Source organism: Solimonas soli DSM 21787, assembly GCF_000474945.1.
In the GTDB taxonomy this organism is placed as follows: Bacteria; Pseudomonadota; Gammaproteobacteria; order Nevskiales; family Nevskiaceae; genus Solimonas; species Solimonas soli.
On record NZ_KI440836.1, the window covers coordinates 211,103 to 233,606 of the forward strand.

Here is a 22,504-nt window from a genome sequence, read left to right on the forward strand (position 1 = left end):
GCCCCGTGCCGCTCCCGGATGATCGAGGTGCAGCCGTGAGCGCCAGCGCGGTGGTCTTCGCCTATCACGACGTCGGCGTGCGCTGCCTCGCGGTGCTGCTCGCCGGCGGCGTCGACGTGCGCCTGGTCGTCACGCACGAGGACAACCCGGCCGAGAACATCTGGTTCGGCAGCGTGCGCCGCCTCGCCGAGGAACACGGCATCGCCGTCATCACGCCGGCCGATCCGAACGTGCCCGAGGTGGTCGCGCGCGTGCGTGACTGCCGCGCCGATTTCCTGTTCTCGTTCTACTACCGCCACATGCTCAAGGCGCCGCTGCTGCAGAGCGTGACGCGCGGCGCCTACAACCTGCACGGCTCGCTGCTGCCGAAGTACCGCGGCCGCGTGCCGATCAACTGGGCGGTGATCCGCGGCGAAAGCGAAACCGGCGCGACGCTGCACCTGATGAACGAGAAGCCGGACAACGGCGCCATCGTCGGCCAGCGCGCCGTGCCGATCCTGCCCGACGACACGGCGCACGAGGTGTTCGGCAAGGTGCTGGTCGCCGCCGAACTGGTGCTGGTCGAGCAGCTGCCGCGCCTGCTCGACGGCACGGCGACGCTGACGCCGCAGAACCTCGCCGCCGGCCAGTACTTCGGCGGACGCAAGCCGGAGGACGGCCGCATCGACTGGTCGCAGCCGGCGCAGACGGTCCACAACCTCGTGCGCGGCGTGACGCGGCCGTATCCGGGCGCGTTCAGCGACACCGGCGCCGGCCGTCTCGTCGTCTGGCGCACGCGCGTCGACACCGCGCCGGCCGCCGGGCGCGATGCCGCGCCGGCGCTGCTCGCCGAAGATGGCCGGCTCCGCGCGCGCGCCGGCGACGGCCGCCGGCTGATCGTGCTCGACGCCGAACTCGCCGGCCGCCCGCTCGACGCCGCGCGCCTGCGCGCCGAGCACGGCGGCGCACTCGCGCTGCGCTGAGCCCGCGCCGCGACCCGCCATGACCATCGCGCTGAAGATCGACGTCGACACCTGGCGCGGCACGCGCGAAGGCGTGCCGGCGCTGGTCGAGACCCTGCGCGCGCACGGCGCCGGCGCGACCTTCCTGTTCAGCCTCGGCCCCGATCACACCGGCCGCGCGCTGCGCCGCGCCTTCCGCCCCGGCTTCCTCGCCAAGGCCTCGCGCACCTCGGTGCTCGAACACTACGGCCTGCGCACGCTGCTCTACGGCGTGCTGCTGCCCGGCCCCGACATCGGCCGATCCTGCGCCGCCATCCTGCGCGGCGTGCGCGATGGCGGCTTCGAGGTGGGCGTGCACTGCTGGGATCACGTGCGCTGGCAGGACGGCGTCGCGCAGCACGACCGCGCCTGGGCGGCCGCCGAGATGAACAAGGCGCGCCGGCGCTTCATCGAGATCTTCGACCACGCGCCGCTGGTGCATGGCGCCGCCGGCTGGCAGATGAGCGCGGATGCCTACGCGCTCGAAGCGGAACTCGGCTTCTGGTACGCCTCCGACGGTCGCGGCACGCATGCCTACTGGCCGTCGATCGACGGGCGTCGCGTCGGCGTGCCGCAGCTGCCGACGACGCTGCCGACGCTCGACGAGCTGCTCGGCCGCGACGGCTGGACGCCCGACAACGTGCACCACGCGCTGCTGCGCGCGACGGCCGGCCCCTCGCGCGACATCCATGTCTACACCCTGCACGCCGAACTCGAGGGCATGAAGCTGCGCCCGGTGTTCGAACGCCTGCTCGCCGGCTGGCGCGAGCAGGGCCATGCGCCGCAGGCGATGTGCGACGTGATGGCCGGCCTCGATTCGGCCACGCTGCCGCTGCACGAGATCGGCAGCGGCACGGTGCCGGGCCGTTCCGGCGTTCTCGCGGTGCAGGGTCAGCCGGCGTAGCGCTGGCCCGGCTGCGCCTCGCGCAGCCAGCGCTGCAGCGGCGCGACGTCGCCGCCTTCGGCCGGCGCCCAGGCGACGAAATCCTGTTCCGGCGTCGGCCGGTACGGGCCCTGCTTGATCTCGAAGAACACGCTGCCGCCGTCGAGCGCCAGCACCGTGTGGAAGGTGTTGGCCGGCGTCTCGATGATCGGCGTCCGCGCGTCGACGACGGCGCGCTGCGTGAGCACGCCGTCGTCGTCGAACTGCAGGCTGAGGAAACGCCCGCGCAGCACGCAGAGCAGTTCCCACACCGCCGGATGGCGGTGCGGGCGGAAGTACGAATCCGGCTCGGCGGCGATCGCGAAGCGCTGCACCGGCGCATCGGCGTCCTCGTGCAGGTTCAGATGCGCGCGCCGCCGCGGCGCGGCACGCGCCTGCGCGCAGAGCGCGTCGAGCGCGTCGGCGCTCAGCAGTTTGGTGGACATGGCGTTCCTCGTCGGCGCGCCGATTGTCCGCGTGCGGCGCGCGCCGGTGCAAGCGCGGCGCATGCGTCTACCAGCGCATCTCGAGCCCGATCCAGTACGTGCGCGGCGCGGGCAGCGACGCGCCGTCGTCGTCCGGCGTCGCGCCCGGATAGAGCGCAAGCGGTTTATCCGAATCGAAGACGTTCCGCACGCTGCCGTAGATGCGCGTCGCCTGACAGGTGTAGCCCAGCTGTGCATTCACCAGCCAGTAGGGCTGCACCTGGGCGCGCGGCTGATTGGCGACGTCCGAGTAGTACGCGCTCGAATAGCGCGCATTGAAGCCGGTATCCCAGCCGTGGCCTTGCCAGTTGATGCCCGCGCTGCCGTTGAGCTTCGGCGCATTGGCGAGCTGGTGGCCTTGATAGCCGGAATCCGGATATCTGCTGATCTCAGTGTTCAGCGTGCCGAGATTCGCGAAGACTTCGAGGCCGCGCTTGATCAGCCAGGTCGCGCCGAGTTCGGCACCGTAGGTCTTCACCTTCCGCGCGTTGTCGACGATGAAGGAATAGTCGGCCGGCTCGTCCGGCGTGAGATCGAACATCAACTGGTAGTCGCTGTAGTCCGCATAGAAGACGTTCGCCGTCAGGCGCAGATGGTCATCGAGGAGCGTCTGGCGCCCGTAGAGTTCGTAGGTCCAGACGTATTCCGGATCGTAGTTGTAATTGCTGATGTCGAGGACCCACGGGCTGCCCGGATCGCCCGGATCGGTCTGGTGATAGCTGATGCTCGCGCCGGCACCGCCGCCGTTGTAGCCGCGCGACGCCACGAAGCCGAGCGTGGTCTTGGCGTCGACATGCCAGGCCATGCCGAGCCTGGGCAGGAAGGCGTCGTAGGTTTTGTCGAGCGCGACGTCGACATCGACGCCGTCCTCGTGCGCGCCGCCATGGCGCTGGTGCTTCTCGCGCTCGTAACGCCCGCCGGCGATGAGATCGAAGGGGCTCGCGCCGAACGGAATCGTCGCTTCGCCGAAAACCGCGGCGGTGCGAATCTGATCGTCGTAGCGCTGGAACGCGGCGTAATCGAGCGTCTCATCCTGATCGGAAGCAAACATGAAGAGGCCGAGCACACCCGAGAATCGGTCGTCGCCGCCGAAGCGCAGGCGCGGCTCGAGGGTGTACTGACGGCCGTCGACCGTGGCGACGCCATCGCCCACGTTGGCGCGACGATCGACGTGCAGACCGGTGCCGGTCGCCAGGCCCTCGAAGCGCAAGCCGTCGCTGATGTCGTAACTCGTGTCGACGATCGCGCTGCTCGACTTCGGCTCGAACATCGGCTCGTAAAGATACGAAGACCGGCGCGCACTGAACGGCCGGCCGCCTTCGCGGTCGACGTCTTCGGTCTGCGGGCCTTCGTAGTCGGCATGATTGAGCGTGACCACGGTGCGCCAGGCCGGCATCGAGCTGGGTGCGAACAGCAGCTTGCCGCGCAGATCCAGGGACTTGAACTGGCGCGGATCGTCGACCGTCGGATACGGCTCGTAGCCGTCGACCCAACTGATGTGTTGCTGATAGTCGGCGGCGAGGCGCAGCGCGACGCTATCGCCAAGCGGCGTATTGAACAGGCCGGAGAAGCGGCTCTGCTCGTCGTTGCCGCCGCCGACGCGCAGCGCGCCTTCGTTCTGGAACGTCGGATCGTTGGTCTCGGTGGCGATCGTGCCCGCCATCGCGTTGCGGCCTTGCAGCGTGCTTTGCGCGCCGCGCAGCACTTCCACCTGCTGCACGTCCCAGAGTTCGCTGTCGGCGAAGATGATTTCGTTGTAGCTCAGCGGCCGGCCGTCGATCTGGATGTTGAGCCGCGGCCGGCTGCCGGCGATGAAAGCGTCCGAGCCCTGCGAGGCGCCGGTCGAATCGACGCCGCGGATCGCCGGCGCGATGTTGCCGGTGCCGACGAAGGTGATGTTGGCGGCGTTGGCGAGCACGTCCTTTGCCGATTGCAGGCCGCGCGCGTCGAGATCGCGCGCGTCGAGCACGGCGGCGCTGGTCGGCGTGTCCATCACCGAACGGCCGCTCTTCTCGGCGGTGACGATCACGGTCGGCAGCGTGTCGCCGCTCGCGGTCGTATCCGCGGCAGGTGCGGCGTCGGCGTAGGCCGGCGGCATGAGCAGCAGCGTCGCCACGGCGGCGACGCGGATCGCAAACGGTTTCATCGTGCAGCTCCCCTGCGCTTGTGCGTGCGGGATGGCTGGCACCGGGCGCCGGCAACGGCGCGGTTTGCGGATGTGGCTGGCCCCTGGACGATGCGCAACGCAAGCTCTGGCGCGGCATCGAGCCAGTCAAGAATAATTCTTGTTCATACGCCGGGCAACATGAGCCGCGGAATCGCGCCGCCGGCGGCGCGAGCCGCTCAGGCGAGATCGAAGAGCAGGATCTCGGCGTCGTCGCCGTCGGCCTGCAGGCGCAGCGCCGTCTCGCCTTCCAGCGTCAGCGCGTCGCCGGCGACGAGACGCTGCGCGCCGACACGGATCGCGCCGCGCGCCAGGTGCAGGTAGTAGCGGCGCCGCGTGTCGAGCGCCTTTTCGAGCACCGCGCCGGCGGCCGGCCAGGCGATGTGCAGCCAGGCGTCCTGGTCGATGTGGAAGGGCGTGTCGGCGCCGCGCGGACCGACCACGGCGCTGAAGCCGCCGCGCAGCGCCGCCGCGTCGAGCGCGCCCTGTCCGTAGGAGGCCGACTTGCCGGTGATGGCCGGCTCGATCCAGATCTGCAGCAGGTGCAGCGGCTCGCGCGCCGAGCCATTGTATTCGCTGTGCTGGATGCCGCGGCCGGCGCTCATCACCTGGATCTCGCCGTGGCGCAGCGCGCCGACGCTGCCGAGCGAGTCGCGATGCTTGAGCTCGCCGTCGAGCACGTAGGTGATGATCTCCATGTCGCGATGGCCGTGCGGCGGGAAGCCGGCGGTCGGCACGACGCGGTCCTCGTTGATCACGCGCAGCGCGCCGTAGCCCATGCGCTGCGGGTCGTAGTAGCTGCTGAACGAGAAGCTGTGTCGCGCGTCGAGCCAGCCGTGTTCGGCGTGCCCGCGGCTTTCGCCGGGAATGAAGCTGATCATCGCGCCTCCTGCAACGGGCGCCTTGCCGGCCACCACGGGAATGTGAGATAGGAGCAAAATAGGGACGCCGCGGGGACGGCAAAATCGGAATGTTTTGACGGGGTCCTTCAGGGCTACTGAACATGCGCTTGACTCTCGACGCCCTGGAGACGCTGGACGCCATCGACCAGCAGGGCAGCTTCGCGAAAGCCGCCGAGGTCCTGCACCGCGTGCCGTCGGCCGTCACCTACACGGTGCAGAAGCTCGAAGCCGATCTCGGCGTGCAGCTGTTCGACCGCAGCGGCAAGCGCGCCCGGCTCACCGAAGCCGGGCAGGCGCTCGTCGAGCGCGGCCGCGAGCTGCTGCGCCGCGCCGAGAGCCTCGAGAACACCGTGCGCCGCGTCAGCCACGGCTGGGAAACGCAGCTGACGCTGGCGATCGACGAGATCGTGCCGCTGGAGCTGGTCTTCCCGCTGATCGCCGAATTCGACGGCCTGCTCTGCGGCACGCGCATCCGTCTGACGCGAGAAACCTTCGGCGGCGCCTGGGACGCGCTGATCGACCGCCGCGCCGATCTCACCATCGGCGCCGCCGGCGAGATGCCGCAGGGCCACGGCCTGGCCTGCAAGCGCTGGTGCTCGGTGCCGTTCGAGTTCGCCGTCGCGCGGCACCATCCGCTCGCCGATCAGCCCGAGCCGCTGCTGTTCGAGCAGATCGTCAGCCATCGCGCCGTGGTCGCCGCCGACTCCTCGCGCAAGCTGGCGCCGCGTTCGATCGGCATCCTCGACGGCCAGGAGACGCTGATCGTGCCGAGCCTGATGGCCAAGCTGGCGGCGCAGCGCGTCGGCCTCGGCATCGGCTTTCTGCCCGAATACCTGGTCGCGCCGCATCGCGCCGACGGTTCGCTGATCGTGCGGCAGGTCGAGGCGCCGCGCGAGCCGGCGATCCTGCACGTCGCCTGGCGTGCCGGCGAGGAAGGCCGCGCGCTGTCCTGGTTCCGCGAGCGCGTGCTCGGCGATCCGCAGCTGCTCCAGGCCCTGCACGCGCTCGAAGCGCGCGAGCCCAAGCTCGGCACGCCCTAGGTTCGGATCAGAGCAGGCGCAGCGCGCGCAGCAGGCCGGCGAACAGCACGAGGAAGCCGCCGATCTCGGCGATCACCAGCAGCAGCATGAACAACAGCAGCGCGTGCTTCGGCAGCGCGATGCGTCCGACGCGCTGCGGGCGGCGGAACTGGTTGTCGGTGTCGTCGAGCCAGCCGTGCAGCGCGTAGCCGAGGATCGCCACCGCGAAGAAGGCCAGCGGCAGCGCCGTCGCCCACAGGTTCGTCGTCTCGCGCCAGGCCGACAGCTGCGCGAACTGCACCAGCAGCAGCGCGGCGAACGAATAGAGCAGCGCGGCGCGGTGCGCGATGTCCACGTAGACCGGCGCCTGCGCATCGCCGCGGCGCGCGATGTGCGCGTACTTCCACACGCCGGTGACGAGGCCGGCGGTGAAGAACAAGCCGGCGCCGACCAAGGCCAGCGCCGCGGCCGGCCGCAGCTCTGCGGTATCGGCGATCATGCGGCCGCCGCCCGGTCGCGCATCGGCACGAAGCCGGGCTGCTGTTCGACGCGCGCGATCCAGGCGCGGATCTGCGGATGGTCGGCGAGCGAGTAGCCGCCCTGATGCGCGACGTGCGTGTAGGCCCACAGGGCGATGTCGGCGATGCTGTAGTCGTCGCCGGCGAGGAACGGCGTCTTCTGCAGCTGCGTCTCCATCACGCCGAGCGCGGCGTAGCCGCGCGGCATCGTCTCGCGGATCTTCTGCGCCCATTCCTCGGCCTTGCCGAGGTAGTGCACCCAGAAGCGCACGGTGGCGATGTACGGCTCGTGGCTGTACTGCTCGAAGAACAGCCATTGCAGGATCTGCGCGCGCCGCCAGCGGTCGGCCGGAAACAGCGGCGAATCGTCGGCGAGGTAGCAGAGCATGGCATTCGATTCGGCGAGGTGGCGGCCGTCGTCGAGTTCGAGCAGCGGCACGCGGCCGTTCGGATTGCGGGCGAGGAATTCCGCGCTGCGCGATTCGCCGCGCAGGATGTCGACCTCGCGCCAGCGGAAGTCGATGCCGAGCTGGTGCATGAGCAGCGCCGGCTTGTGACAGTTGCCGGAGCCGGTGAAGCCGTAGAGGGTCAACATGACGGACTCGATGTCGATGACGGTGGCGGCAGCGTAAGATCGCGGCACGCGCCAGTATCGCCGCTGGCCGCGCCGCATCAAAGCGCGACCGTTCAGGGGAGCCAGGGATGGACGACCAGGGTTTGCAGGAACTCGCCCGCGCGGCCATGAGCCGCGTGCCGCTCGACGCCGCCGCGCTGCTCCGGCGCGAACCGCCGGCGCGCGTCGCCGCGGTGCTCGATCTGCTGCCGCGCCATTTCGCGCGCGACGTCATCACGCACCTGCCGGTCGAGCTGCGGCCGGCGCAGGCGGCGGTCGGCGAGCTGGCGCTGCCCGGCTCGGTCGGCGATCTCATGGAGGACGCCGGCGGCGCGCTGCCGGAGACGGCGAGCGTGCACGACGCCATCGAATACCTGCGCGCCAGCCGCGACGCGCGGCAGATCACCTACCTCTACACGCACGACGGCGAGGAGCGCCTGTCCGGCCTGGTGGTGATCCGCGATCTGCTGCTGTCGCGGCCCGACCAGCCGCTGTCCGAGGTGATGCTGCCGGCGCCGTTCACGCTGACCGCGGCGATGCCGGCGAGCGAGGCGATCAAGGCCGCGGTGCATCGCCACTACCCGGTCTATCCGGTGGTCGACGGCGGCGGTCATCTGATCGGCGTGGTGCGCGGCTGGCGCCTGTTCGAACGCCAGGCGATCGAGATCACCGCGCAGTCCGGCCAGATGGTCGGTGTCGACAAGGAGGAGCGCGTCTACACCAGCCTGTGGCAGGCCTTCCGCATGCGCCATCCCTGGCTGCAGATCAATCTGCTCACCGCCTTCCTCGCCGGCTTCGTGGTCTCGCTGTTCGAGGGCACGATCTCGCAGATCGTCGCGCTCGCCGCCTTCCTGCCGATTCTCGCCGGGCAGAGCGGCAACACCGGCTGCCAGGCGCTCGCCATCACCCTGCGCGGCCTCACGCTCGGCGATCTGGCCCGCTACCCGGTGCGCCGGCTGGTCGGCAAGGAGCTGGTGCTCGGCGCGCTCAACGGCGGCTTCACCGGCCTGGTCGCCGGCGCCGCGATGTGGTGGACGGCCGCGCACACGCACAACCCGCAGGCGCCGATGCTGGCCCTGGTGATCTGGCTGGCGATGGTCGGCGGCTGCACGCTGAGCGGCCTGTTCGGCGTGATGGTGCCGCTGGCGCTGCGGCGCTTCGGCGCCGATCCGGTCACTGCGTCGAGCATCTTCCTCACCACCGGCACCGACATCGCCGGCATGGGCCTGATGCTGGCGCTGGCCACCGCGCTCGTCCTGTAGCGCGCACCCCGACGCGCCCTGTCGGCCGGCGCCGCGGCGGCGGTCGGCGTTCGCCTGTAGTAAATCCGCACTGAGGAGATTCCGGCAGCGCGCGACGCGCCAGAATCCGTGCGGGGACGGCATTCGATTTGCGCACAGTAATGCCGGGGTCATTGCAGCATTCCAGTCAATCGGGGACGGCGGGCCGACCGCCATCGGGGAAACATGAAACGCAGCATCTTCACGGGCGCGCTCTGCCTGGGCGTAGCCGCGGCGGCGTCCGCCGCCAGCAGTGGCGGCCATTACGACGCCTTCTGGGCCACGCAGCCGCGCATGGCGATCGCCGGATCGCTCGCCGCCACGCGCAACTACGACGCGCAGCTCGGCGCCACGACCTTCGTCTGGGCCGATCGCGGCGCGCGCGCGCCGACCGTCGGCGCGATCGGCGCGAAGGCGCGCAGGCCGCAGCTGGAGAGCTTCGCGCGGCAGTACCTGCGCAGCCAGGCCGGCCGGCTGGCGCTGAGCGCGTCGAGCCTCGACACGGCGACGCTCGCCGATCTGCAGGATTCCGGACGCGGCCCGGTCGTCGCCCGCTTCACGCAGCGCATCGACGGCATCGAGGTCTTCAACCGCCAGCTCAACGTCATGCTGGATCGCAGCGGCCGGCCGGTCGCCGCCTCGGGCTATTTCGCGAAGAGCGGCGACGTCGCGCAGAAACGGGTCGCCGCCTTCTCGGCCGATGCCGCGAGCGGCGCCATCAGCAAGGCCTTCGCGCGGCTCGGCGTCAAGGTCGGCGCCGGCGCGCTGCAGCAGACCGCGACGCGCGGCGAGTACCGCCTGTTCGCGCTCGACGAGCTGCTGGCCGGCTTCGGCGTATCGCGGCCGGTGCGCGTCAAGGCGGTCTATTACGCGCTGCCCGATCGCGTCGTGCCGGCCTACTACGTCGAGATCTTCGGCCGCCGCGGCAGTTCGCCCACGACGGTGGCCTGGAGCCAGGTCGTCGGCGAGGACGGCAGCACGCTGTTCGCGCGCGACCTGGTCGCCTACGACAGCGCCCAGGCCTTCAGCTACCGCGTGTTCGCCGACGACAGCGGCATCCACCAGCCCTTCGACTCGCCGCTCGGCAACGGCTACGTGCCGTTCCCCGGCACCTCGATCAACCAGGAGCTGCCGCGCGTCGGCGCCACCGCCAATCTGGTCACGCTCGCCAGCGGCCCGATCTCGACCGCCGACCCCTGGCTCGCGGCCGACGCCACCACCACGACCGGCAACAACGCCGACGCCTTCCTCGACACCGGCCCGCAGCTCGTCATCCCTCTGAATCTGCCGGTCGACCTGCCGACCGGCGACGGCTACATCCCGGGTTCCGGCGATCTGCGCGCGGCGCCGACCGGCGACCACACCTTCGACTACGCCATTCACGCCGATGACGATCCGGCCGGCAGCGAGGCCAGGAACGCCGCCATCGTCAACCTGTTCTACCTGAACAACTGGCTGCACGACTGGTGGTACGACCACGGCTTCGACGAAGTCGCCGGCAACGCGCAGGCCAGCAACTACGGCCGCGGCGGCGTCGAAGGCGACGCCATTTCGGCGCAGGGCCAGGACTCCTCGGGCCGCAACAACGCCAACATGGCGACGCCGGCCGACGGCGGCTCGCCGACCATGCAGATGTACCTGTTCGACGGCCCCGTCAAGGGCGAGGTGCGGCAGACCGCGCCGGGCGATTCGGGGCCGCTGAAGTTCTCCGGCGCCGCCTTCGGCCCGAGCACCTTCGACCTCAGCGGCGACGTGGTGCTGGTCAACGACGGCAGCGAGCCGGTGAGCAACGGCTGCAACGACCTGCTGACGATTCCCGATCCGACCGGCCTCGGCCTGATCCCGGCGATTCCCTCGCTGCCGGACCTGCGCGTGATCGGCAAGATCGCGCTGATCGATCGCGGCGCCTGCTCGTTCACGGCGAAGGAGCAGTTCGCGATGCTGTCCGGCGCCAAGGCGATGATCGTCGTCAACAACGGCGACGGCGATCCGATCACCATGAGCGATTCGACGATCCCGGACATCCCGATCGGCCTGCCGGTCACGCCCGGCCAGCTGTACACGGTGCCCGCCGTGATGATCCGCCAGGCCGACGGCGAGGCCATCAAGGCCGCGCTCGCGGCCGGCAAGGTGACGATGCACGTCAAGCGCGAGGCCTCGATCGACTACGACGGCACGCTCGACGAGCTGGTGATCTCGCACGAATTCTTCCACCACGTCAGCAACCGCCTGGTCGGCAACGGCTCCGGCCTCGGCAACACGCAGGGCGGCGGCATGGGCGAAGGCTGGAGCGATTTCGACTCGCTGCTGCTGTCGGTGCGCCCCGAGGACAAGAACGTGCCGGGCAACGAGCACTGGCAGGGCGCCTACCCGACCGGCTTCTACGTCATCCCGAGCTACTACTTCGGCATCCGCCGCGCGCCGTACTCGACGCAGTTCGGCATCAATCCGCTGACCTTCAAGCACATCACCGACGGCGTCGCCATCGAGGGCGCGCCGCTCGCCTTCGGCGCCGACGGCGCCGACAACTCGGAAGTGCACAACGTCGGCGAGGTCTGGGCCAACATGCTGTGGGAGGTCTACGCGTCGCTGCTGAACCACCACGACTTCGCCACCGCGCAGACGCGCATGAAGGACTACGTGATCGCCGGCCTGAAGATGACGCCGTCGTCGCCGACCCTCACCGAGGCGCGCGACGGCATCCTCGCCGCCGCGCTCGCCACCGATCCGCTCGACTACGCGCTCGCCGCGCGCGCCTTCGCCAAGCGCGGCCTCGGCCTGCACGCGGTCGCGCCGGATCGCGACAGCACCGACAACGCCGGCGCGGTCGAGGACTACGTCGCCTTCGCGGCGCCGCTGCCGACGCTCGAAGCCGGCATCGGCAGCACCGCCGGCGGCGACGACGGCTGCGACGGCGACGGCATCCTCGATGCGGGCGAAACCGGCACGCTGACGTTCTCGCTCTACAACAACGGCGCCTACACGCCGGGCGACACGATCAGCGCGACGGTGAGCAGCGACCAGGGCGCGCTGACCCTCGGCGGCGGCAAGCTGAGCTTCACGGCGCCGGCGGTCGGCGGCACGGCGACGGCGACGCTGAAGGCGGCCCTCGCCGGCGCCGCCGCCTCGCCGCTGCAGGCGACGCTGAGCATCCGGCTCGACACGCCGGCGCACGCCGATGCGGCGATCGAATATCCGGCCGCAAGCTCGCTGTCCCTGCTCGCCAACGACGACATCGCGCGCAGCGCCAACCGCGACGACTTCGAATACCCGCAGATCGCCGCCTCCGGCTGGACGCGCGTCTCACAGGGCACGACCGCGCAGTGGAGCATCGTCGACGACAACGATGATCTCGGCAGCGGCCACGTCTGGTACGGGCCGAACGTCGACGCGGCGAGCAATTTGTATCTCGTCACGCCGGCCTTCAGCGTGCCGGCCGACGGCGCGTTCTCGATGAGCTTCGACCATCACTACGACTTCGAGTCGCTGCTGCCGCTGCCGGTGATCGGCATCGGCTACGACGGCGGCTTCGTCGAGGTGAGCGTGGACGGCGGCGGCACCTGGACGGACGTCACCGATTTCGGCGCGACCTTCACGCAGAACGGCTACAACGGCACGGCGCAGGTCACCGGCCACAGGGGCTTCGTCAACCGCAACAGCGGCATGCAGACCTCGACGCTCGACTTCGCCAAGCTGCTCGCCGGCAAGACCGCGCAGATCCGCTTCCACATCGCCAACGACGAACTCAACGGCGGCTACGGCTGGGCGATCGACAAGCTCGCGCTGACCGGCACCGCCGCGCCGGTGTTCAACGCCCTCTCCATCGAGGATGGCCATTGCACCATCGGCGGCGGCACGACCGGCGGCAGCACCACCGGCGGCAGCACGACGGGCGGCGATACCACCGGCGGCGGCAGCACGGGTGGAACCAGCACCGGCGGCAGCACCACCGGCGGAGACACGACCGGCGGTTCGAGCACGGGCGGCACGACGACGGCGGGCGGCACCACCGGCGGCACGACGACCGGCGGCGGCACCACCACCGGCGGAACCACGACGGGCGGAACCACGGGCGGCACGACCACGGGCGGTACGACGACCGGCGGTACGACGGGCTCCGGCTCGACCACCGGCACGACCGGCGGCGCCAGCACCGGCGGCGATGCGGACGCCGGCGGCGGCGGCGCCATGCCGGGCGCCGCGCTGCTCGGCCTGCTGCTGCTCGGGCTGGCGCGACGCCGGCGCCCTTGAGCATCGCCGGGCGTGGCGGAACGGCGGCCGCGGGCCGCCGTTCTTTTTTGTATCGGATGTGTATCGGACGCGCGCCGCGCGACCCGCCGCGACGCGGATGCGGCACAATGCCGCCGCATGCGTACCCCTCTGCTGCCGATGCTGTGCGCCGCCGGCCTGGTGCTGACGTCCTGCGCGGGCACGTCGCGAACGTCGGTCAGCCGGCAGATCCGCGACGCCTTCAACGCCGCCGATGCCGATCACGACGAGCAGCTCTCGCCGGCCGAGTTCGCCAAGCTGCCGCTGACGGGCGTGAAGTTCGAGGAGCTCGACACCGACGGCAACGGCAGGATCTCGCTCGCCGAGCTGCAGAGCTACCTGGTCTGGCGCCGCGTGCAGGCCGCGGGCAACCGGCCGCTCGACAGCAACGGCAATCCGCCGCGCTACTGAGGCCGGCCGGGACCGCGCGACGATGACGGCGCTCGATCTGGCGATCGTTGCCGTCGGCTTCCTCACCGCCTCGCTGTCCGGCGCCGCGGGGCTCGGCGGCGGCACCATCCTGATCGGTGTCTTCTACGCGCTCGGCATGTCGCCGGCCGAGGCCGTGCCGCTGTTCGCCGCCGTGCAGTTCGTCTCCAACAGCTCGCGCACCATCGCCTACGTGCGCGACGTCGAGTGGCATGCCGCCGGCTGGTTCCTGCTCGCCGGCATTCCGGCGACGCTGCTCGTCGCGCCCTTCGCCGGCGAGATCGACGGCGACGCGGTGAAGCTGATCCTCGCCGGCCTCATCCTCGCCTCGCTGGCGCCGCAGCGCGGCGGCGCGCCGCTGGCGGCGCGGCCGGCGTTTCTGATCGCCGGCTTCCTCAACGGCAGCATCGGCCTGTTCGTCGGCGCCACCGGCCTGTTCGTCGGCCGCCTGTTCTTCCGCCCGGAGTGGCGCAAGGAAACGGTGATCGGCACGCTGGCGATGACGCAGACGCTCGGCCACGGCCTGCGCGTGCTGGCCTACGGCTTCGTCGGCTTCTCGGCGCTGGCCGCGCCGCAGCGCCTGGTACCGCTGTGCCTGGCGGTGATCCTCGGCACGATCGTCGGCAAGCGCCTCAACGGTCGCCTCAGCGAGCGCACCTTCGCGCGCCTGTTCCGCGTCATCCTCGTCACGCTGTCGCTGAAGCTGATCTGGGATGCGCTGCGTGGTTACGGATGGATCTGAAATGGATTTGCAACTCGACAGAGCGGCGGTCGAACGCCTGATTCGCGACGGTCTGGTCGCCGCCGGCCGCGGCGGCCTCGTCGTCGAGGAACTGCGCAGCGGCTACGCGCGCATCCGTCTGCCCTACGACGCGCACATGCTGCGCCCGGGCGAGGTGATCTCCGGCCCGACGCTGTTCACCGCCGCCGACAGCGCGATGTACGCGCTCGTGCTCGGCCATGCCGGCGCCGAGCTGATGGCGGTGACCAGCGACATGAGCATCCGCTTCGTCGGCAAGGGCCTGCCCGGCGACGTCATCGGCGAAGCCACGTTCATCAAGTTCGGCCGCCGCCTCGCGGTGATGGAAGCGCGGCTGTCGACGCGCGCCGCGCCGGGCCTCATCGTCGCGCACGCGACCGGCACCTACGCGCGACCGCCGCAGACGCCGCCCGCGGCCTGAATCGGCGGCGCCCCGCGGCGCCGCGCGCATGCTCAGTGCTGCGGAATTTTCTTCGCGGGCGTCGGCGGCAGCGGAACCCTGGCGCCATCGACGAGCATCACGTAGCCCTGCGCCGCGTCGAGCAGCAGCTCGGCCGACATCGTCACCGTGCCGGCGTCGCTCGGCCGGTGCGCGAGCCGCGGCTGCACGACGATCGTCACCCTGGCGGCCGGCGTCTGCGCGGCGAAGGCCTGCAGCTCGCGAAAGGCGGCGCGCGACACGTCGCTGACGCGCAGCGTGTAGGTGCTGTGCTGTTCCGGCGCCAGCAGCAGGCCGCCGGGCGTGGTCTGCACGCTTCTCTGCTCCTGCTCCAGCAGGCAGCTCGCCTCGCGATGGCCGGCCTCGCCGTCGACGCTGATCAACAGCGCGCTGCGCGCCGGGTCCGGCACGAACTCGCCGGGCAGGGTCAAGCGCACGCGCAGCGCTTCGACATCGGCGCCGGCAAACCCGGCGGCGTCGATGTCGCTCGGGCGCGCCGGCGGCGCCGGCGGTGCCGATGCGCAGGCCGTCAGCAGCGCCGCGAGGCCGGCGGCCAGGGTCCAGCGAAGCAGGCGGCGCCGCAGCGGGGCGCCGCAGGCATGCAAGCTCATCGTTCCTTTTCCTTCGCCGCCGCCGGCACGGTCGCCGACGCGCACGGCGATCGACAGACCGTGCGCCGCGGCCAGAGTTCGCGGACGCGCCGCGCGTACATCTGCAGCCGCCGCGCCCTCAGGCGCGCCGGCGGCGCGCGGCGCGCTTGCGCGCACCCTTCGGCGCCGGCTTGCCCGGCGCCTTGGCGCGCGCCGGCGTGCGCTTGTTGCTGTCGATGCTTTTCTTCAGCAGCGCCATGAAGTCGACGACCTTGTCCGACGATTCGTGCGCCGGCTCGGCATCGGCCTTGGCGCTGATCCTGGCACCCTTGCGCTTCAGGCGCTCGCGGATCGCGCGGCTCAGCTTCTCGCGGAACTCGTCCTTGTATTGCGCCGGCTTGAAGCGGCCGCTCATCGATTCGACGAGCTGGCGCGCCATGTCGAACTCGCGTTCGGTGATGCGATACGACTTCGCCGAAGCGGACGGAAAGTTGTATTCGTCGGCCGCCACGATCTCCTGCGGATAGCGCAGCAGGATCATCTGCAGCGCGTCGCCGGCCGGCCGCACCAGCGCCAGGCTCTCGCGCGTGCGGATGACGACGCGCGCGACGGCGACCTTGTTCAGTTCGCGGAGCGTCTCGCGCAGCAGCACGTAGCCCTTCTCGGCCTTCTTCGGCGGCACCAGGTAGTACGGTCGCTCGTAGTATTCGGGGCCGATCTCGTCGGGATCGACGAAGGTCTCGATGTCGACCGATTCGTTGCTCTCCGGCGCGGCGTTCCTGAAGTCCTCGTCCTTGAGCACGACGTAATTGCCCTTCTCGTACTCGAAGGCCTTGACGATGTCCTTCCACGGCACTTCCTCGCCGGTCTCCTCGCTGACGCGCTCGTAGCGCACGCGCGCGTTGCTGCGCGCGTCGACCAGGTGAAAGTGCAGGTCGTGCTTGCGTTCGCCGGTCATCAGCTGCACCGGAATGTTGAGCAGGCCGAAGGAGATCGCGCCGGTCCACAGAGGTCTTGCCATGTTCGTCTCTCCCTGTTGCGCGCCTCAGCGCGGCAATGCCTGCTCGACCTCGTCGATGCCCCGCCAGGGATCGGGATGCCGGGCGATGCGCTCGCGGATATTGCCGAAGTGGTACTGCGCCGCGCTCTTCAGGCGGCCGAGCTCGTCCCAGGCCAGCGGCACGGCGATCGGCGCGCCGGGCCGCGCGCGCAGGCTGTAGCTGGCGATGCTGGTCGCGCCGCGCGCATTGCGCAGGTAGTCGATGAAGATGCGGCCACGGCGCCGGGTCTTGCTCGCGACGTCGAGATAGCGCTGCGGTTCTTCCTGCGCCAGGCTGCTCGCCACCGCGTGCGCGAAGGACTTCACCGCGTCCCAGCCGTCGCGCCCGCTCAGCGGCACGACCACGTGCAGACCCTTGCCGCCCGAGGCGCGCAGGAAGGACGCCAGTTTGAGCGCGGCGAGCCGTTCGCGCACCGCCTGCGCGGCGGCCTTGACCGCCGACCACGGCACGTCGGGCGCGGGATCGAGATCGAAGACGATGCGGTCCGGCGTGTCGGGGTCGGCGAGCGGCGCGCCCCAGGCATGGATCTCGACCACGTTCATCTGCACCAGCGCCAGCAGGCCGTCGAGATCCTCGATGTAAACGTAGGGATCGCGCTTGGCCTTGGCGTGCGCCGCGTGCACCGCGTCGCGGAACCCCGGCGTCAGATGCTTCTGGAAGAAGCACTCGCCGCCGACGCCGTCCGGGCAGCGCAGCAGCGCCAGCGGCCGGCCGACGATGCCCGGCAGGATCTGCGCGGCGATGTCGGCGTACAGCACGCCGATCTCGGCCTTGCTGATCGCAGGCGCAGTGAAGATCAGCCGCTGCGGATGCGTGAACGGATACGGCGCCGGCGTGTCGTCCTTCTTCATGTCCGCCATCTTGCGCCGCGCCGCGCGCTTCGTCGCGCCGCGGACGACACGCTTCGGCGCCGCCGCGACGGCGCGGCGCGGGCGCGGCGCGGCGTCGGTCGCCGTCGCCAGCTGCGGCGCGCGATGGGGCTGCGCGACGTCGGCCGGCGACTTGTCCGGGCGCAGGCCCTTGACGCTCGCCTGGCGCAGGATGCCGTCTTCGGTCCAGGCGCGGAATTCGACTTCGACGACCAGCTGCGGGCGAACCCAGCGCGGCCTGGCGCCGCGCAACTCGGCACGGCCCGGCGCATGGGAGAGCGCGACCGGCGTGTCGGTCGGCCTGAAGCGCTTGAGCAGGCCGGCGATGACGTCCTCGGACAGGCCGCTGCCGACACGGCCGACATAGCGCCAGGCCTGGCCGCGCGGCGCCGGGCGCGCCAGCAGCAGCGAGCCGAGCTCGGCGCGCGCGCCCTGTCCCGGCGTGTAGCCGACGATGACGAACTCGTCCGACTGCACGCACTTGATCTTCAGCCAGGCGCCGCCGCGGCCTTCGCGATACGGCGCCTCGCGCGACTTGCTGACGATGCCTTCGAGGCCGAGCTTGCAGGCCGCCGCGAAGGCCTTCGGCCCTTCGCCGACCATCGTTTCGGAGCGCTGCAGCGGCAGCGGCGCGTCCTTGAGCAGCGCATGCAGCGCGCGCTTGCGCGCATCCTGCGTCTGCTCGCGCAGATCGGCGCCGTCGAGATAGAGCAGGTCGAAGACCATGGCGCGGATCGTCTCGCCGCTCGCGCCGGCGTCGGCGAAGCGCTTCTGCAGCAGATCGAAACGACTGTGGCCGTCCTCGTCGTAGGCGACCAGCTCGCCGTCGATGATGCAGTCGCGGCAGTGCAGATCGAGGATCGCGTCGCGCAGCGCCGGCAGCTTCGCGGTCCAGTCGATGCCGTTGCGCGACAGGATCTTCACGCGCCGGTTCTCGCGCAGCGCCAGGAAGCGGTAGCCGTCGTACTTGACCTCGTGAATCCAGTCGGCGCCGCCCGGCGCGCGATCGACGAGACGCGCGAGCTGCAGGCCGACTTCGCGCGGGAAGGCATCGCGACGGCGGCGCGGCGACGGCGCGCCCGGCTTCGCGGTCTTCTGCGCCGCGGCCTTGCCGGTACGCGCCGCGGTCGACGGCGCGGCCTTGCGCGTCGCCTTCGCGCGCGGCGCGGCGGCGCGGCCGCGGCCGCCGCGTTGCCGCGCCGTCCATTCGCGCAGCGGCGTGTCGTCCGCCACGTCGGGCGCGCGCGCCGCCTCGTCCTCGGCCTTGATCAGCAGCCACTGTGGCTGCCGGCCGGCCAGATGCGTGCGCACCAGCGACCAGCGGCCGCGCAGGCGCTCGCCGTGCAGCGTGAAATGCAGATGCCCCTTCTTGAATGCGGCGTCGACATCCTCGTCTTCGGGCTGCCAGCGGCCCTCGTCCCAGATGTCGACGTGGCCGGCGCCGTACTGGCCCTGCGGGATGTCGCCCTCGAACTTGCCGTAGGCGACCGGATGGTCCTCGACCTCGACGGCGAGGCGCTTCTGCGTCGGGTCCAGCGACGGCCCCCTGGGAATCGCCCAGCTGCGCAGCGTGCCGCCCCACTCGAGCCGGAAATCGAAATGCCGGCGCCGCGCGTGGTGCAGCTGCACGACGAAGCTCGGCGCCGGCGCCTTGCCGCGCGCGCGGCGCGGCGCCTTCGCCGTCTCGCGCCCGCTCGGTTCCGAGGTGACGTCGAAACGGCGCATCCGCCGGTACTTCGCGAGCCGCCGCATGGTCGCTCCTTCGGCTGCAGGGAGGGCGTTCGAAGATCGCGCGCGCCCTATGAGCGAGCGCTGAATCCGCGCGCTACCAGTGCGGCGGATAAGCCTCGTGCGTCGGCAGGCCGCCGCTCGGGCAGCCCCATTCGGCGCGCGAGGACCAGAAGATGTGGTCGCTCGGCAGGAGCGGCGGCGCCGCATCGAGCGAGCCGGCCGGCACGATGGCGCGGCCGCTGCGCGACAGGCGCGGCACCGGCGCGCCGCAGCGGCTGCAGAACCATTTGCCGAAGGCCGCGGTATTCGGCAGCTCGAAGCGCGAGATCAGTTGCTCGCCCGACCGCCAGTGCAGCTGCGCCGGCTCGATCAGCAGATTGGTCGCATGCCCGGTGCCCGTGCCCTTGCGGCAGCGCGAGCAATGGCAATGGATCATGCGCGCAAACGGCGGATCGACCTCGTAGGTGATCGCGCCGCACAGGCAGCCGCCGCGCAGGGAAGTGCTTTCACTCATGTCGATGTCCAGTTCTGTATCTTGAGGCCCGGCACGCGCTTGAACTCGCGTTCCTTGTTCGTCACCAGCGTAAGCCCCGCCGGGCGGGCGTGCGCGGCGATCCACAGATCATTGCCGCCGATGGTTTCGCCCCGGGCTTCCAGCGCGGCGCGAATCCGCCCGTGCTCGTCGGCGACCGCAAGCGGCATGGCGAGCACCGGCAGCAGCGAGACAAGATCCGCCAGTCGCGCCAGCGCCACTTCACGTTGCCTGCTTTTCTGCGTCCCGTACAGGAGTTCGCCATACGTGATGAGGGAGAGAACGGCGTCGCCGGGATGAAGCTTCTCGAAGCGCGCCAGCACCTCGGGCGGACGCTTCTGCCGGATGTGGACGCAGATGTTCGTATCGAGGAGAAAGCGCGCCATTCGGAGCCCTTTCCGCTTCTGCGGCGGAGGGTCGTCGCGCTCGCCTGCAAGAACGTCGTCGGGCATGTCGGCCAGCAAGTGAAAGGCCGTCGCCATGCCCTTCGCCTTCGGCCTGAGCACGATCTCGGGCGGCGTGTGCGCGGCCGCGAGCTTCTCCGGCTGCCTGCCTCAATCCCGCTGCTTCGGCACCCAGGCCCATGCCAGGGTCGCGGCGATCGGCGATTCGCCGGTCTGGTCGGTGACGCGGACGGCGACGACCAGATCGCCCTTCGGCTCGGACTGCAGGCGCGCGCGCTGCGCGGCGTCGAGCGTGGCGACGGCGCGCAGGTCGCCGTGCGCGCGCTTCAGGTAGTCGATGTGCAGGCTCTTGAGCAGCGGCAGCGCCGCATCCGGCACGTTCATGCCGAACACGGCGCCGGTCGCGGTCTCGGCGAGCAGGGCCATGGCGGCGGCGTGCACGCCGCCGATGTGGTTCTGCACCTTGCGCCGGTTGCGCACGACGACGACGGCCTGCTCGGCCGTGAGCGTTTCGAAGCGCAGGCCGCCGGTGCCGGCGAAGCGCACCTGCGAATTGAACAGCAGCGTGGTGGCACGGCGGCGCAGCGGCGCGGGCAGCGGCGCGAGAAAGCCGACGGCGCGGGACAGGCGGTTGGCGGGCATGGCGTTTTTCCTCGGGAGCGTGCGCCGCATTGTCGGCGGCGCGGCGGCGCGCCGCCTTGTCCATGCCGGAGTCGCGCCCTGGCGGCGCGGCCAGCGGGCGGCGACACTGGCACGATCACGGTTTCCGGCGGCCGCCGCTGCGACGTTGTGGCGAGGGCGTCATCGATTTCGGGGGAAGGCATGCGAGTTCGTCCATTCGATCGCCGCGATTTCCTGCGCGGCGGCGGCGCGGCGCTGGCACTCGGCGCGCTGAGCGCCTGCGCCAGCGGGCCGGCGCGGCTAGGCGCGGCGGGCGACGCGGCGGACTACGATCCGCTGCCGCCGCTGGCGCCGATCCGCGCGCGCGCCGACCGCATCATCGCCATCACCGTCTGCACGCGGCCGTTCCGCGCCCAGGGTCCGCGCATCGAAAGCGAACGCCTCGGCCGCAAGACCGTCGTGCATCACTACGGCCACGGCGGCAGCGGCTGGTCGCTGTCCTGGGGCTCGGCGCGGCTGGCGGTGCGCGAGGCGCTGGCGACCAAGGTCGGCGACATCGCCGTGATCGGCTGCGGCGCGATCGGCCTGACGTCCGCGCTGGCCGCGCAGCGCGCCGGCCTCAAGGTGACGATCTACGCCAGGGAGCGTCCGCCCGAGGTGCGTTCGATGCGCGCCACCGGCGTGTGGTCGCCGGATTCGCGCTACTGCACGGCGGCGAACGCCACGCCGGAGGCGATCGCGCGCTGGGAGACCATGGCGCGCGACTCGTTGCAGAGCTGGCAGTGGCTGCTCGGCCTGCCCGGCACGCCGGTCGAATGGCGCGACGGCTACGCGCTGTCCGATCTGCCGTTCGGCGGCCGTGGCGGCGAGGCGCCGGGCGAGCCGGAGTACGCCAACCTGCTGCCGCTGATCCGCGCGCTGTGGCCGCGCGCGCAGGACATTCCGCGCGGCGCGCATCCGTTCCCGGTGCCCTACGTGCGCCGCTACACGCAGATGGTGTTCAACATCAGCGCGTACGCGCGCCTGCTGATCGACGATTTCGAGCGCGCCGGCGGCCGCATCGAGACGCGCGAGTTCGCGACGCCGGGCGAGCTCGAGAAGCTGCCCGAGAAAACGATCATCAACGCCACCGGCTACGGCGCGCGCGCGCTGTTCGGCGACGAGAGCGTGATTCCGGTGCGCGGCCAGATCGCGCGCCTGGTACCGCAGCCGGAAGTCGACTACGGCCTCAGCTACGGCGATCTCAACGTCGTGCCGCGCCGCGACGGCATCGTCGTGCAGACCGGCGCGCCCGGTGATTTCGGCAATGCCGACGCGACGCCGGATCGCCGCGAATCGGAAGCCGCCGTCGAGCGGCTCGCGCGGCTGATGGCGGCGCTGCGGCGCGCCTGAGCGCGGCGCGCCTCAGGCGCCGCCGGGCTCGGCGCGGTGGATCACCGAGGCGCGGCCGCGCGCGAGTTCGCGCGCCGCGCTGACGATGCGGAATTCGTAGACCCAGCCCAGCTCGCCGGCGACCAGGCGCGTCGCCAGGCCCTCGAGCGGCGCCGGCAGATCGTCGAGCCGCGTGACGGCGAACTCGACCTCGCGCACCGCGACCAGCACGCCGGGGCGCACGCCGCCGCCGGCGCGGCGCGCGAGCCAGCCGCCATGCACGGCCATCGCCTGCGCGCCGTACTCGATCAGGTGCAGCGCGGCGAGTTCGCCGTCGCGGCGCAGCGGATGCGCGGCGTCGCGATGGCCCTGCGTGCGCAGCTGCACCGTGGTTTGGTCGGCGGCGAGCAGTTCGTCCCACAGGCACATCGCGCCGCCGTGCGGCACCAGCGCGGCGAGGCCGGCGCGGTCGAGCAGGACGCTCATGCCTCCACCCCCGCATTGATTGCGGGAACCGTGACGGGCATGAGGGAGCCCGCTCCCGC

Annotated in this window: 21 protein-coding genes; 9 read left to right on the forward strand and 12 right to left on the reverse strand. The window is 71.2% G+C overall.

The annotated features are described in order from the left end of the window. Positions 1-35 precede the first annotated feature (35 nt). Positions 36-962, forward strand: coding sequence for a formyltransferase (locus K344_RS0113065; RefSeq protein ID WP_028081039.1), 927 nt, complete (start codon positions 36-38; stop codon positions 960-962). Positions 963-981: 19 nt separating this feature from the next. Further along, the gene (locus K344_RS0113070; protein ID WP_028081040.1) at positions 982-1,884 is read left to right on the forward strand and encodes a polysaccharide deacetylase family protein; all 903 of its coding nucleotides are present in this window, start codon (positions 982-984) and stop codon (positions 1,882-1,884) included. Here the strand turns inward: K344_RS0113070 and K344_RS0113075 are convergent. From K344_RS0113075 to K344_RS0113085, 3 genes are all read right to left on the reverse strand, one after another. Continuing rightward, complete coding sequence (locus K344_RS0113075) at positions 1,872-2,348, reverse strand: WbuC family cupin fold metalloprotein (protein WP_043114466.1); 477 nt, start codon at positions 2,346-2,348, stop codon at positions 1,872-1,874. The two genes, K344_RS0113070 and K344_RS0113075, sit on opposite strands and share 13 nt — an antisense overlap. 67 nt (positions 2,349-2,415) lie before the next feature. After that, positions 2,416-4,533, reverse strand: coding sequence for a TonB-dependent receptor (locus K344_RS0113080; RefSeq protein WP_028081042.1), 2,118 nt, complete (start codon positions 4,531-4,533; stop codon positions 2,416-2,418). Between the two features lie 197 nt (positions 4,534-4,730). After that, positions 4,731-5,432, reverse strand: a complete 702-nt coding sequence (locus tag K344_RS0113085; protein ID WP_028081043.1) for a pirin family protein — start codon at positions 5,430-5,432, stop codon at positions 4,731-4,733. A gap of 122 nt (positions 5,433-5,554) precedes the next feature. Here K344_RS0113085 and K344_RS21640 point away from each other — a divergent pair, with 122 nt between their 5' ends. After that, positions 5,555-6,493, forward strand: coding sequence for a LysR family transcriptional regulator (locus tag K344_RS21640; protein ID WP_043114468.1), 939 nt, complete (start codon positions 5,555-5,557; stop codon positions 6,491-6,493). 7 nt (positions 6,494-6,500) lie between these two features. On the opposite strand, the gene K344_RS0113095 is transcribed toward K344_RS21640, so the two are convergent. Further along, on the reverse strand, positions 6,501-6,971 hold the full coding sequence (locus K344_RS0113095) for a hypothetical protein (RefSeq protein ID WP_028081044.1): 471 nt from the start codon (positions 6,969-6,971) through the stop codon (positions 6,501-6,503). Beyond that, positions 6,968-7,585: a glutathione S-transferase family protein gene (locus tag K344_RS0113100; protein WP_028081045.1), complete on the reverse strand. Its 618-nt coding sequence runs from the start codon at positions 7,583-7,585 to the stop codon at positions 6,968-6,970. Before K344_RS0113100 ends, K344_RS0113095 begins: the two co-directional genes overlap by 4 nt. Before the next feature lie 107 nt (positions 7,586-7,692). On the opposite strand from K344_RS0113100, the gene K344_RS0113105 reads away from it, so the two are divergent. The 5 genes from K344_RS0113105 to K344_RS0113125 all read left to right on the forward strand — a co-directional run bounded on the left by K344_RS0113105 (position 7,693) and on the right by K344_RS0113125 (position 14,762). After that, entirely contained in the window at positions 7,693-8,865 is a 1,173-nt protein-coding gene (locus K344_RS0113105; protein ID WP_028081046.1) for a magnesium transporter, read from the forward strand. 204 nt (positions 8,866-9,069) lie between these two features. Continuing rightward, positions 9,070-13,134, forward strand: coding sequence for a M36 family metallopeptidase (locus tag K344_RS0113110; RefSeq protein WP_028081047.1), 4,065 nt, complete (start codon positions 9,070-9,072; stop codon positions 13,132-13,134). A gap of 117 nt (positions 13,135-13,251) precedes the next feature. Continuing rightward, positions 13,252-13,563 carry an EF-hand domain-containing protein gene (locus tag K344_RS21645; protein WP_084197405.1) on the forward strand — a complete coding sequence of 104 codons (312 nt, stop codon included), beginning with the start codon at positions 13,252-13,254 and terminating at the stop codon, positions 13,561-13,563. A gap of 22 nt (positions 13,564-13,585) precedes the next feature. Then, positions 13,586-14,323 carry a sulfite exporter TauE/SafE family protein gene (locus K344_RS0113120; protein ID WP_028081048.1) on the forward strand — a complete coding sequence of 246 codons (738 nt, stop codon included), beginning with the start codon at positions 13,586-13,588 and terminating at the stop codon, positions 14,321-14,323. A 1-nt stretch (position 14,324) separates the two neighbouring features. Continuing rightward, a complete protein-coding gene (locus K344_RS0113125; RefSeq protein ID WP_028081049.1) occupies positions 14,325-14,762 on the forward strand; it encodes a PaaI family thioesterase in 438 nt (145 codons plus the stop codon). Between the two features lie 32 nt (positions 14,763-14,794). Here the strand turns inward: K344_RS0113125 and K344_RS0113130 are convergent, their stop codons facing one another. The 6 genes from K344_RS0113130 to K344_RS0113155 all read right to left on the reverse strand — a co-directional run bounded on the left by K344_RS0113130 (position 14,795) and on the right by K344_RS0113155 (position 20,609). Beyond that, complete coding sequence (locus K344_RS0113130) at positions 14,795-15,391, reverse strand: hypothetical protein (protein WP_157622932.1); 597 nt, start codon at positions 15,389-15,391, stop codon at positions 14,795-14,797. Between the two features lie 118 nt (positions 15,392-15,509). Then, positions 15,510-16,391, reverse strand: a complete 882-nt coding sequence (gene ku / locus K344_RS0113135) for a non-homologous end joining protein Ku (protein WP_028081051.1) — start codon at positions 16,389-16,391, stop codon at positions 15,510-15,512. Positions 16,392-16,415: 24 nt separating this feature from the next. Next, a complete protein-coding gene (gene ligD, locus K344_RS0113140; protein WP_028081052.1) occupies positions 16,416-19,052 on the reverse strand; it encodes a DNA ligase D in 2,637 nt (878 codons plus the stop codon). Between the two features lie 73 nt (positions 19,053-19,125). Further along, complete coding sequence (locus K344_RS0113145) at positions 19,126-19,545, reverse strand: GFA family protein (RefSeq protein WP_028081053.1); 420 nt, start codon at positions 19,543-19,545, stop codon at positions 19,126-19,128. Beyond that, on the reverse strand, positions 19,542-20,045 hold the full coding sequence (locus K344_RS0113150) for a type II toxin-antitoxin system VapC family toxin (RefSeq protein ID WP_211234543.1): 504 nt from the start codon (positions 20,043-20,045) through the stop codon (positions 19,542-19,544). The genes K344_RS0113145 and K344_RS0113150 overlap by 4 nt, the downstream gene beginning before the upstream one ends. A gap of 72 nt (positions 20,046-20,117) precedes the next feature. After that, positions 20,118-20,609, reverse strand: coding sequence for a DUF4442 domain-containing protein (locus K344_RS0113155; protein WP_028081055.1), 492 nt, complete (start codon positions 20,607-20,609; stop codon positions 20,118-20,120). A gap of 180 nt (positions 20,610-20,789) precedes the next feature. On the opposite strand from K344_RS0113155, the gene K344_RS0113160 reads away from it, so the two are divergent. Continuing rightward, complete coding sequence (locus K344_RS0113160) at positions 20,790-21,980, forward strand: FAD-dependent oxidoreductase (protein WP_028081056.1); 1,191 nt, start codon at positions 20,790-20,792, stop codon at positions 21,978-21,980. A 12-nt stretch (positions 21,981-21,992) separates the two neighbouring features. Here the strand turns inward: K344_RS0113160 and K344_RS0113165 are convergent, their stop codons facing one another. Further along, positions 21,993-22,445 carry a hotdog family protein gene (locus K344_RS0113165; RefSeq protein ID WP_043114470.1) on the reverse strand — a complete coding sequence of 151 codons (453 nt, stop codon included), beginning with the start codon at positions 22,443-22,445 and terminating at the stop codon, positions 21,993-21,995. Positions 22,446-22,504 lie beyond the last annotated feature (59 nt).